The 12644-nt window shown below is 35.6% G+C and carries 10 protein-coding genes; 3 read left to right on the forward strand and 7 right to left on the reverse strand.

The window, feature by feature from the left end:
* Positions 1–5 precede the first annotated feature (5 nt).
* From AC1Q8M_RS25600 to fdhF, 6 genes are all read right to left on the reverse strand, one after another.
* On the reverse strand, positions 6–383 hold the full coding sequence (locus tag AC1Q8M_RS25600; protein WP_000918378.1) for an ArsR/SmtB family transcription factor: 378 nt from the start codon (positions 381–383) through the stop codon (positions 6–8).
* A gap of 316 nt (positions 384–699) precedes the next feature.
* Positions 700–2115 carry an amino acid permease gene (locus tag AC1Q8M_RS25605; protein WP_001284896.1) on the reverse strand — a complete coding sequence of 472 codons (1416 nt, stop codon included), beginning with the start codon at positions 2113–2115 and terminating at the stop codon, positions 700–702.
* 103 nt (positions 2116–2218) lie between these two features.
* Positions 2219–3352, reverse strand: coding sequence for an alanine dehydrogenase (ald, locus tag AC1Q8M_RS25610; RefSeq protein WP_001219741.1), 1134 nt, complete (start codon positions 3350–3352; stop codon positions 2219–2221).
* Between the two features lie 368 nt (positions 3353–3720).
* Positions 3721–5592: a glycerophosphodiester phosphodiesterase gene (locus AC1Q8M_RS25615; protein ID WP_001164721.1), complete on the reverse strand. Its 1872-nt coding sequence runs from the start codon at positions 5590–5592 to the stop codon at positions 3721–3723.
* A gap of 155 nt (positions 5593–5747) precedes the next feature.
* Positions 5748–6230 (reverse strand): helical membrane plugin domain-containing protein, encoded by a 483-nt coding sequence (locus tag AC1Q8M_RS25620; protein WP_001040540.1) that lies wholly within the window; start codon positions 6228–6230, stop codon positions 5748–5750.
* Positions 6231–6242: 12 nt separating this feature from the next.
* Positions 6243–9179, reverse strand: coding sequence for a formate dehydrogenase subunit alpha (gene fdhF, locus AC1Q8M_RS25625; protein ID WP_098400325.1), 2937 nt, complete (start codon positions 9177–9179; stop codon positions 6243–6245).
* A 299-nt stretch (positions 9180–9478) separates the two neighbouring features.
* Between fdhF and fdhD the strand changes: the two genes are divergently transcribed.
* Both fdhD and AC1Q8M_RS25635 read left to right on the forward strand, forming a co-directional pair.
* Positions 9479–10285 carry a formate dehydrogenase accessory sulfurtransferase FdhD gene (fdhD, locus tag AC1Q8M_RS25630; RefSeq protein WP_000529236.1) on the forward strand — a complete coding sequence of 269 codons (807 nt, stop codon included), beginning with the start codon at positions 9479–9481 and terminating at the stop codon, positions 10283–10285.
* Between the two features lie 231 nt (positions 10286–10516).
* Positions 10517–11023, forward strand: a complete 507-nt coding sequence (locus tag AC1Q8M_RS25635; RefSeq protein ID WP_000405868.1) for a GNAT family N-acetyltransferase — start codon at positions 10517–10519, stop codon at positions 11021–11023.
* Between the two features lie 457 nt (positions 11024–11480).
* Here AC1Q8M_RS25635 and AC1Q8M_RS25640 read toward each other — a convergent pair whose 3' ends face one another.
* Positions 11481–11603 (reverse strand): hypothetical protein, encoded by a 123-nt coding sequence (locus AC1Q8M_RS25640; RefSeq protein ID WP_097822416.1) that lies wholly within the window; start codon positions 11601–11603, stop codon positions 11481–11483.
* 330 nt (positions 11604–11933) lie between these two features.
* Between AC1Q8M_RS25640 and AC1Q8M_RS25645 the strand changes: the two genes are divergently transcribed.
* The gene (locus AC1Q8M_RS25645; protein WP_000238956.1) at positions 11934–12605 is read left to right on the forward strand and encodes a response regulator transcription factor; all 672 of its coding nucleotides are present in this window, start codon (positions 11934–11936) and stop codon (positions 12603–12605) included.
* The last annotated feature ends 39 nt before the right edge of the window (positions 12606–12644 follow it).

Raw genomic sequence — 12644 nt, forward strand, 5'->3', positions numbered from 1 at the left:
TCTTTTTATTCTTCTTCGTTTACGTGTTCAAACGCTTGCTCGAAGATATGAATTACGTGCTGGTCAGCTAACGAATAATAAACAACCTTTCCTTCTTTACGATTCTTCACAAGTTTCGCTTGCTTTAACACACGAAGCTGATGCGAAATAGATGATTGTGTCATTCCTAATAAATAAGCTAAATCACAAACGCACATTTCAGCTTCAAATAGCGCATGTAATATTCTCGTACGTGTACGGTCACCTAATACTTTAAATAGTTCTGCTACTTTACTTAAACTTTCATCAGTTGGAATTGTTTGTTTTACTTGCTCTACAACTTCTTCATGAATTATCGTTTGAGAACATGTCTCTTGTGGTGTTTCTACTTTATTTCCAGCCATAATAGCTCACCTCTTTAATTGAACATATGAACAATCATTCATATATCTTATACTCTTATTATATGAGCGCCTACTCATATGTGTCAATGAAATCTGAATTTTTTTTATGAACATTCCGTTCACATTTTAGTAAGGCATATACATATTTTCCGCATCCTCTATATTCTCATACAAAAAAGGATGTACAATTCGCACACCCTTTTTTCATATTCCGACATAAAAATTCAACAAAGTAATATATGTTCCCTTTATTTCAACAAAAGAAAAAGCCTTGCGCGCTCCCTAGACGCACAAGGCTTACTGTGTTTATATCCCTTTAATTAGCTTGATCTAAATTATCCTGCGAACTTCCATCGTCTTTTAAATGACTATGCTTTTTCGAATAAACAAAGTATACAACTACTCCAATCGCTAACCAAATACCAAAGTATATCCATGTTGTTAACGGTAAATTTACCATTAAGAATAGACAACATGCAATTGAAATAATCGGTAAGATCGGTACAAGTGGTACCATAAATCCACGTTGTAATTTCGGATGCGTTTTACGAAGAATGATAACAGTTACACCAACCATGGCGAATGTTAATAACGCTCCAATATTCGCTAAATTCGACAATTCTTTTAAATCGATAAATCCAGCAATTAAAGCACTACCAATTCCTGTTAACCAAACTGAAAATGTTGGCGCTTCAGTCTTCTTGTTAATTTTCGCAAAAGATTTTGGTAATAAACCGTCACGACTCATTGCGAAGAATACACGTGTTGTCGCATAAATGTAAGCGAAAATTACAGCCATAATACCGATTACAGCTCCAATAGCAATTACACCAGCCACTTTATCTTGTCCTACAACCTCTAACACATATGCCATCGCTTCCGGTACATCTAGCTCTTTATAAGAAACCATACCCGTCATAACGAGACAAACTACAACATAAATGATTGTACAAATAACTAACGAAGCAATAATACCAATTGGTAGATCACGTTGCGGATTTTTTACTTCTTCAGCAGAAGTTGCTAATGCATCAAATCCTAAGAAAGCAAAGAATACTGCTGCTCCCCCTGCGAACACTCCACTTAAACCGTAAGGTGCAAATGGTATCCAGTTTTCTGGTTTCACGTAGAATACACCAACTGCAATGAATAAAACAACAATACCAATTTTAATTAATACCATTATGTTATTCACACGCTTACTTTCTTTCGTACCTCGTGATAATAACCAAGTTATCACTAACGTAACGATAACTGCTGGTAAGTTTACCATACCACCTTGCGCTGGAATTGTTAGCAACGCTTTCGGAATTTCAAGTCCCAGTCCACTCACTAAATTATTGAAATAACCCGTCCATCCGCCAGCTACTGCGGCAGTCGTTACGACATATACGGATAACAATGTCCATCCCATTAAATGAGCAACAAACTCACCAATTGTTGCATACGAATATGTGTACACACTACCTGAAACAGGAAGTGTAGATGCAACTTCTGCATAACATAATGCTGCAAATCCACAAACAATTGCTGCAATCATAAATGAAAAAATAACTGCTGGACCAGCATCTCTTGCTGCTACTAATCCAGTTAATACTAGAACTCCTGTACCAATTATCGCACCAATCCCTAGCATTGTTAGGTCAAATGCCCCTAGCGTTTTCGTCAAAGTTTTACTTTTACTTTCCCCTAACAATTGCGTAACGGATTTCTTTTTAAATAGGTTGGCCACGATGTATGCCCCCTTTTACTAAGAAGAGCTAAGAGGTATTATCTCTTAGCTCTTATCATGTTGTATTATATATTGTTCGATTTTGTTTTGTATAATGCTTCTATTAGCAAGATACTGTTTCTGCTTCTAATAATTCTTTAGCACCTTTGTACTCTACACCGTGAGCTTCTGCAACTGCTTCAAATGTTACATAGCCATCTAATGTGTTAATACCTTTTAGTAATGCAGAGTTGCCTAGGCAAGCTTCTTTGTAGCCTTTGTTAGCAATTTGTACTGCATATGGTACTGTTACGTTTGTTAATGCAAGAGTTGATGTACGTGGAACCGCACCTGGCATGTTTGCAACTGCATAATGAACAACGCCGTGTTTTTCGTAAGTTGGGTTATCATGAGTTGTAATACGGTCAGTTGTTTCGAAAATACCACCTTGGTCAATCGCGATATCTACAACAACAGAACCTGGTTCCATTGATTTAATCATTTCTTCTGTTACAAGTTTTGGAGCTTTTGCACCTGGGATTAATACTGCACCGATTACAAGATCAGACTCTTTTACAGCTTCTGCAATATTGTAAGGATTAGACATTAAAGTTTTTACTTGGTTTCCGAAAATGTCATCTAATTGACGAAGACGTTCTGCGCTTAAGTCGATGATTGTTACATCCGCACCTAGTCCAACTGCAATTTTAGCAGCATTTGTACCAGCTTGTCCACCACCGATGATTGTTACTTTACCACGTTTAACTCCTGGAACACCTGCAAGTAAGATACCTTTACCGCCTTTGTTTTTCTCAAGGAATTGCGCACCAATTTGTGCAGCCATACGACCAGCTACTTCACTCATAGGTGCAAGTAATGGTAGAGAACGGTTTTCTAATTGTACTGTTTCATATGCAATCGCAACAACTTTCTTCTCAATTAACGCTTTTGTTAATTCTGGCTCTGGAGCTAAGTGTAAGTATGTGAATAAGATTAAGCCTTCACTGAAGTGTTTGTATTCGCTTTCAATTGGTTCTTTAACTTTCATAACCATTTCCATGTTCCAAGCTTCTTCAGCTGTATCAACAATTTTTGCTCCCGCTTCAACATACTGAGCGTCTGTGAAACCAGATCCTAAACCTGCACCCTTTTGAATGAATACTTCGTGATTGTTACGAATTAAATGTACAACACCTGCTGGTGTCATTGCCACACGGTTTTCGTTGTTTTTAATTTCTGCTGGTACCCCAATACGCATAATGAAATGCCCCCTTATAATTAACAGAAAAAAGAGATTCTTTTTTCTTTTTGTAATAATTAATAACTTATGTCCTTATTCTAGCATAACTTAAAAGTTATGAAAACGCTAACATATCATTTTTCTAAAGTTTATATATTTAGAATAGTGTAAATATATAAAACATTGATTCTATTAGGGGTTTCGTGACATTCCATTATCTTTCACTCAATTTTTATTATACTTCTTCAAAATAAACAGTAATCATTTATTATTTGACAATAATGTAACAATGTAAAAAACTAAGCGATAACGTATACATATACAGTTATTACTTTACTTAATACTTTAGAGATATATTCTTTTCACAAAAAAACAGCTGCTAGCATTTAGCTAGCAGCTGGGTAACTTATAAATAATTTTAAAAACAAATCATCTGTCGTTTCAGTAATTTTATCAAACAGATCACTTTCTTCCGCTTCTTGCTCTTTTAACATCTTAATTGTTTCACGTGCATCTTCAGGGTAATCAGTTATGATACCATCTACGTTTAACTTATAATATGCCTTTAAATTTTCCATATCATTTACTGTCCATACGTAAATTGGTTTGTTTAACTTCCTTGCTTCTTTTACTAATTTCTTATTTAACATATATTCTTCTGCTACGTAAAAGTCAGCCTTCACATTCTTTAAGTTAGCTCTACTTGCATACAATATATACCCTACTTTTATATCTGGATTTGCACGCTTAAACTCTTTAATAAGCGGATAGTGTAACGTTTGAATTACACATTGCTTCTCAAATTCATTATCTTTAATCGTTTTTAAGACTTTGTTTACAAAGTCTTTTTCGCCCCCATGAAGCTTCACTTCTATATTAAGTTTGATTTTGCCATTTGCTAGCTTAATGATTTCATCAAGTGTACTTATTTGTCCTGAAAGTCCATCTTGACTAAGGGTAAGCTGCCTTAACTCAACCATCGTTAAATCTGACACATGCACATTTGCATTTGCGAGACGTTTCAGCTTCAAATCATGTATAACCGCTAGTTCACCGTCTTTCGTTTGTAATACATCTATTTCAGCGTAGTCTGCTTTTGCATCAATAGCACCTTGCACAGCTTCTTTCGTATTTTCTACGCCTTTTGATATATACCCGCGGTGCGCCATAATAATCGGTTCTTTATACGAATTTGAAATAAACGTTACAATGAAGGCAACGACCATTCCCGCAGTAATAATCCCTACAATGTATACGCCAATGAATTTCCAACGATGTTTTTGGAAGAAACATTTATCTGCTTTCGTTTTCGAATAATCTAATCCTTCTTCTAATAAAACATCTTCAACCGGTACCTTTTGTAAGTATAATCGCGTAATCGCCATAATATAAAATGGCGTCACGATAAAGCTGAATAAATACAATGTGCTCGTTAAAAATACAGAAATCGTTGATTCAGCTAATAATGCAAATGTTCCTTTCGGGTTTGTAAATTCATAAACACCCCATAGGCACAATAAATATATTCCCAAAAATACGACATATACAATTCCAATTGAAATAAAAAATCCTACTAAAAAGAGTAGTACTTTAAAAAAGCTTTCCTTTACTAAATTTGCACTTTTACGTGCTGCCACGCGAAATGATTTTTGCTCTAAAACAACAATAGGTAGAACGAAAATCCATCGAAGATTCAAATACGCGACTACAGCAAAGAACGTGTAATAACCAACTTGCCCCATCGTTGTCTTAAACAGTTCTCCTGTAATAAAGTTAGGAATTTGAATTTGCGGGATTAATGCCGTTTCATATCCCATATTTAAAAGAGGCAACAATACGACAGCATATAAAATAAATCCTGGTAAGCAATATGTGAAAAGAGTAGGTAAATACGTTACCGTTTTATATAAAATCGGACGTAATTTCACCTTCTGTCTTTTATGAGCGAAATACGAAATAATAATAAGCACCGCAAATTCCGTAAAGATAAGAAACAGTGCTAACAATGATAAAATTACGATTGCTAAGATGCCATAAGGCGTCTTTAAAAACGCTAATAATTCATCATTTGTCGCATTTGCATAACCACCAAAATACAATAACTTATTAAAAATAATTCCAAATAGCGGAACAAACACAATCGCTGCTAATAATTTATAAGCAAGTTGAAAAGTTAATACATTCCAAAAAGCAAATTTAACTGTTTGAAAGGAATGTCTCATTACTCCTGGTATAGATAGTTTTTTACGGTGTTGCATATATTCCTCCAAATTCTAAAACGGTATTTGAGATGGATTCCATATTTCCAGTTCTAATCCATCTTTTTAATAATAATATATTCCGCTTAACATGAACACTCTTATACATATAATGAAAAAAGTGATGGCTACTTCCCATCACTTTTTCATTTATTCTATTTTTTCTCTAGCCCTTGTCCAAATGCTTTCAAGAAGCTAAAACCGAATGTAATAGCTCTATTGATATCTGGATCTTTTAATACTTTAAAGAAATCCATCACTTTTGTTTTTTTGCCACTATTTAATTCATCTGTTGCAAATTGCAATCCTGTAACTAAACTTGACGTAATTTGCTTCGTTATTTCTGGGTCAACTGAAGATAACGCTTCTCCTGCCCCCATCATATTATTTAACGCATTTTTAACGGGTTCACGATTTAATTGCTCCACAGCGATTTTTGAAACATCTTCCTTCGCAGCAAGTAAACTAATTGCCGCATCTAATATACCAGCCTTCTGCAACTGTGCTAAAAGCTGCATCGTTTCTTCTACTGCTTCACGATTATTAGATAGCTCATTTAGAAGTTCATCTGCTACTTGCTGTTTCTGTTCTTCCTCTGTTACAACTTTCTTTTTAATTACAGTAATTTCTTTCGCCACTCTCTCCGCCCCCTAGTCCACAAGTGATACGTATTGTTTTCTTTGCCATTTTTGCTGGATTTCAACACCGTTTTGCGGATTACGCTTTTTATCTCTCGGGTTTGAAGATGGTAACGGACGATTCCCTTTTTCACGTAGTACACGCATCTTTACCATCGTTTGTTTGTACGCTGGTGTACACGTATAAAGATCTGTCGCCGTTCCAGTTAAAATATTGATTGCCTCTTCATTTACCGTTGCATGCATCGGTAAATATAGCTCTTTCCCCGTTACACGATCTGTAACAAGTGCCTGTACTTTAATTTTCCCAAATGGTGATGCTAATTCTACAAGACCACCATCTTTCACATTGCGCTCTAGGGCAAGTTCAGGCGAGATTTCAACGAACACTTCAGATACTTTAGATAAAATACCAGCCGATTTATTCGTCATATTCCCTTCATGGAAATGTTCTAACATACGACCATTATTTAAAAGTAAATCATACTCATCTGGCGCTACAACTGGTGGTACCCATTCATCTAATGATAGACGAGCTAGTTTATCTGGGAAGTTAAATCCGTCCACATATAATAGTGGTGTATCGCTGCCATCATGGCTACCCCAACATAAACTATTCCATCCTTCTAAACGATCGTATGTTGCCTGAGAATATAAAGGTGCAAGCGATGCAATTTCATCCATGATTTCACTTGGATTTTCATAATTCCAGTCCCCGCCAAGTGCACGAGCTACTTTTTGTAAAATCCACCAGTCTGGCTTTGAATCACCAAGCGGCTTCAATACTTCATATAATCTTTGAATACGGCGCTCTGTATTCGTAAATGTTCCCTCTTTTTCTAAGCTTGGTGCTGCCGGTAAAATAACATCAGCAAAACGAGCTGTTTTCGATAAGAACATATCTTGAACAACAAGGAAATCTAAATTCGCTAAAATATGTTGTACATGGTTGGCATTCGAATCTACTAAAGCCATTTCTTCACCCATAACATACATACCACGCAGTTTTCCTTCATCTGCCGCAAGTAACATTGCAATATTATTTAAGCCTGGTGCTTTCGGAATTGTAGTACCGTATGCTTTTTCAAATTTCGCACGGAGCGCATCATCTGAAACTGCTTGGTAACCTGGAAGCCAGTTTGGTAATGTTGCCATATCACAAGCGCCTTGTACGTTATTATGTCCGCGTAATGGATATGCTCCTGCACCAGGACGACGATAATTACCCGTAACAAGCAATAGATTTGAAATTGCTGCTGAAGTTGTACTTCCTCCAGTATTTTGCGTTACACCCATTCCCCAAAGTACACAAGTACCATCTGCTTCATATACCATACGAGCCATTTCTTTCAGATTTTCTTTCGAAATCCCCGTAATTTCTTCTGTATAATCAAGCGTATACTTTTCTACCATTTTGCTATATTCATCAAAATTCTTCACATTTTCAGCTATGAACTTTTTATCGTGCCAATCTTGATCAATAATATATTTCGTAATACCAACGAGCCATACATAATCAGTTCCTTGGCGCGGATGAATGAATAAATCCGCACGCTCTGCCATTTCATGTTTACGAAGGTCCGCCACAATTAATTTTTGGTCATGTAATTTATGAGCACGTTTTACACGCGTTGCAAGTACAGGATGTCCTTCTGTTGGATTTGCTCCAACGATAATGACAAGGCCAGCTTCCGCAATATCTTTCACTGTTCCAGCGTCCCCGCCCATACCGACAGTTTTAAATAAACCGTCTGTTGCTGGAGATTGACAATAACGGGAACAGTTGTCTACATTATTCGTTCCATATATTTGACGGGCTAGTTTTTGCATAAGATAATTTTCTTCATTCGTTACTTTCGAAGAAGAAATAAACCCAAATGCATCACTTCCATATTCTGATTTAATATGCTGCATATTGGATGCAACAACTTCAAGAGCCTCTTCCCATGAAGCTTCAACAAACATATCTCCTTGGCGAATTAATGGCTTTGTAATTCGATCTTCACTGTTTACAAAATCCCATCCAAATTTGCCTTTTACGCATGTGGAAATACCGTTAACCGGCGCATCTGAAACAGGCTGTACTTTCAAAATGTGGCGGTCTTTCGTCCATACTTCAAATGAACAACCTACACCACAAAATGTACAAACTGTTTTTGTTCTATTCACTTTCGTCTTACGCATCGCAGCCTCTACTTCTGAAACTGCTAAAATACTACTATATCCAGGCTCTACATCCTTTACAAAATCGATCATCGGATCTAACACATCTGGTTTCAATCCAGTCATGAATCCAGCTTCACCTAACATTGATTTCTCCATCAACGCATTACATGGACATACTGTTACACATTGCCCGCAACTTACACAAGATGAGTCATTTATACTTACACCATTGTCCCATATAACACGTGGACGGTCTAAGCTCCAATCAATCGATATAGTTTCATTCACTTGTAAGTTTTGACATACTTCTACACACTGCCCACAAGCAATACATTGATTTGGATCATATCGATAAAATGGATGTGACATATCCACTTCACACGCACTTACTTTTGGCTCATACGGATATTTCTGTTCCTCAATTCCCATCATATGTACTGTATTATGGACTTTACAGTTACCATTATTGTTATCACAAACGGTACAATACAGTAGGTGATTCTCTAATATTCGATCCATTGCCTCAGTCTGTGCCTCTTTTGCACGCTGGGACTGTCTTTCGATATGCATACCGTTCTCTAATTTCGTTGAACAAGCACGCAATAACTTTCCATTTACTTCTACAATACACGTATCACAAGTTTGAATTGGATCTACTTCTGGTACATGACAAATTTGAGGATGTTCCAAATTACTCTCGTTAAATAATTGTAGTATCGTCTTTTCACCTGATGCAGAAAATTCTTTACCATCGACGGTTACACGGACTGTCTGTTCTGCCATAGTTTCCCCTCTCCTTACAACCAACTGTACAACACAATTATGAATCCGTTTTCAAAACCGCATTACTGTACATATTTTTGAAACGCTCTACCCAAATACTTTCTTATGAAGTCGATTCTAGATGTTATAAGGTATAACTACGAAAGCTTGAAAATATCACTATTCTACAGTTCTATTATATCGTACATATACAATAATAACCAAAATAATCTGTGATCTTCTTGTTAATAGGTGTTTTTATTTTCCCATTGTTTTATGATAAATGTGGGAGAGAAATACATATAAAAGGGGAATTAAATATGGGGCCTACGCAAGAGACTTATACAATTGTACGTTATCAATCTGGTACATTTTCAAAACAACTTGACGAGATTGTTACAGAATCTCCTATTACTATTAAATTGAATGGTGAAGAATATGTAACAGTCGTATGCACACCAAATTATATTGAAGATATGGTAATTGGTTTTTTAATTTCTGAGGGGATTATTTCTTCCTATAACGATGTTGAAGAACTATGGGTTCAAAAAGATAACGGAATTGTCCATGTAAAATCATCAAAAGTGAATCTGCTCTATCAAACTTTATATAATAAACGATACATCACTTCTTGCTGCGGAAAAGGTAGACAAGGTTTTATTTTCGTAAACGATGCGGCAAAAGCAAAAGACTTACATGATATACATGTAAAAATTACTCCTGAAGAATGTTTTTACTTAATGAATACTTTACAACAATCTTCCACTACCTTTCGCCAAACTGGTGGTGTTCACAATACCGCGCTATGTGATCGAAATAATATCCTTCTATCAAGAATGGATATCGGAAGACATAATGCATTAGACAAAATATACGGTCATTGTTTACGCAATGATATATCTGTTAAAGGAAAAATTATCGCATTTAGCGGACGTATTTCATCCGAAATTTTACTCAAAGTTTCAAAAATCGGATGTGAAATTGTTCTATCTAAATCTGCCCCAACAAAACTAGCATTGCAACTTGCTCACGATTTAGGCATTACAGTCGTAGGATTTATTAGAAATGAATCTTGTAATATTTACACACATCCACATCGAATTGATGGTTATCAATCGAATAACTAAAATAGCTCCTCAATTGAGGAGTTATTTTAGTTATGAAAATGTAATATATTAAAGACTTGAATAGTTAATAAAGTTAATATATAATTTCATTACATATTAAAAAACAAAGCATTGTAGCATATATCTTTTCATTCTTTTACAAATTAAAAGAGACTGCTAACAAAACACATACACAATCTTATAAAAGTAATGGATTTATTTTATTTGAAATCGACCAAGGAGGTTACAACTATGGAAATTCGCTTATTAACGACAGAGGACGCAGAAATATATTTAAAAGTTTGTATGGAAGGTTTAACGAAGAACCCGGAAGCTTTTAGCTCTTCCTATGAAGATGTTTTGAAACATGAGGATCCTGTAGCTGCTATGGCAAAACGATTAAGCAATCCGGATAAGTATACTCTAGGGGTCTTCAAAGATGATGATTTAATCGGCATTGCTACTTTAGAAACAAAGCCTTTTATTAAACAAGAACATAAAGCAAAAATCGGTTCCGTTTTCGTTTCCCCAAAAGCGCGTGGCCTTGGAGCAGGACGAGCTCTTATTAAAGCAATTATTGAAAATGCCGATAAATTACATGTAGAACAACTTATGCTCGATGTTGTAGTTGGTAACGCCGGTGCCAAAAAATTATATGAATCATTAGGTTTCCAAACTTACGGCGTACAAGAGCGTTCATTAAAACATAACGGTCAATATTGGGACGAGGAACATATGGTTCTGTTCTTAAATGATTAATACTTCAATATAGTTTTCCAAAAGCATCTTTTTATTAAGAAAGATGCTTTTTTCATTACAACAATGTAATCTTCATGTCACCTTTATCGATCGTACCAAACCTTTCCATTCATTATACTAAAAATATAAAGTGAAACTTTACTCAGTGGGGAACTACATCCCACGTTAATCGCATGTACTTGATATGTAGAGGAGAATGTGACATGAAACAAAACAAACGAGCTATGCTTTTAATATTTACTACAGCAATTGTAACTTCTGGGTTAGCAATTTTACCTTGGTTTATCATATGAACACTCCCCCACTTAGCAAAGCTTGAAGTGGGGGTTTCTAACGTTTCGACCTAACGGACGATTAACGTCAGGGGAGTTAACACATTAGCGAGCTGTTTCACGCCTTCCCCCTAACAACGAAAAAAGCTGATTGCTTCTTAAGAAGCAATCAGCTTTTTTTTATATTATAAAATCCCCAAAACTTTATTTACGCAACTTATAATAATAACCATAGATACGGCAACACACATTACAACCGTATTACGATCTTGCTTTTCTTTTTTTGAAATTTCTTCTTTTGAATTCATGTGTATGATCTCCTTTTAAAAAAAGTGTGAGATAGGAAATTTTTCTTATCCGATGCGAGGTGAATACGAAAACCCTCTCTATCTCACATACACAATAGAATGGAATTGTCATTTTATAAATAAAATGACATGACGTTATGTCGCAACATAGGGTATTTTGTGTCGCTACGTTTTCTATTATAAAAAATAGTTGTGCAAAACTAGTGCATTTTTTATGTCAATTACTCTGAGCGAAAAAATCAGCCCTCCATTCAATCACATAAAAAGAGTTTTTTATTATTTTCATGTAAACTATACAAGTAGAATGAACAGTTTGGGGTGCACAAGATTATGGTAAAAATTTTATTAGTAGACGATGAAGAACGTATGTTGCGATTATTAGATCTGTTCTTAAGCCCTCGCGGCTATTTTTGTATGAAAGCTACCTCTGGCCTTGAAGCACTAAAATTAATCGAACAAAAAGAATTCGATATTATTTTATTAGATGTTATGATGCCAAATATGGATGGATGGGATACTTGCTATCAAATTCGTCAAATTTCCAACGTTCCTATCATTATGTTAACAGCTCGCAACCAAAACTACGATATGGTGAAAGGCCTCACGATGGGCGCAGATGATTATATTACAAAACCATTTGATGAGCATGTATTAGTCGCACGAATCGAGGCTATATTACGCCGTACAAAAAAAGATGGCTTTGTTAGTTTCAATGGTATTGAGTGGGATAAAACGAAACATACTGTCACAGTTTATGATGAAAAAATCTCGCTAACTCCTATCGAATTTTCGTTACTCGGGCTATTTTTGCAAAATACAAACCGTGCTTATAGCCGAGATGATTTAATCGAAAAAATTTGGGGCTATGAAACAGATATCGAATATAGAACAATTGACTCACACATTCGTAATATCCGTGATAAACTACGCAAAAAAGGATTTCCGATTGAAGATTACCTAGAAACGGTCTATAAAGTCGGATATAAATGGAAAAGTGAATAATTACTTCGGTCAGTGGGAAATCGTATACCACTGACTCTT

This window comes from Bacillus sp. GW823-FHT06A10, assembly GCF_058795375.1.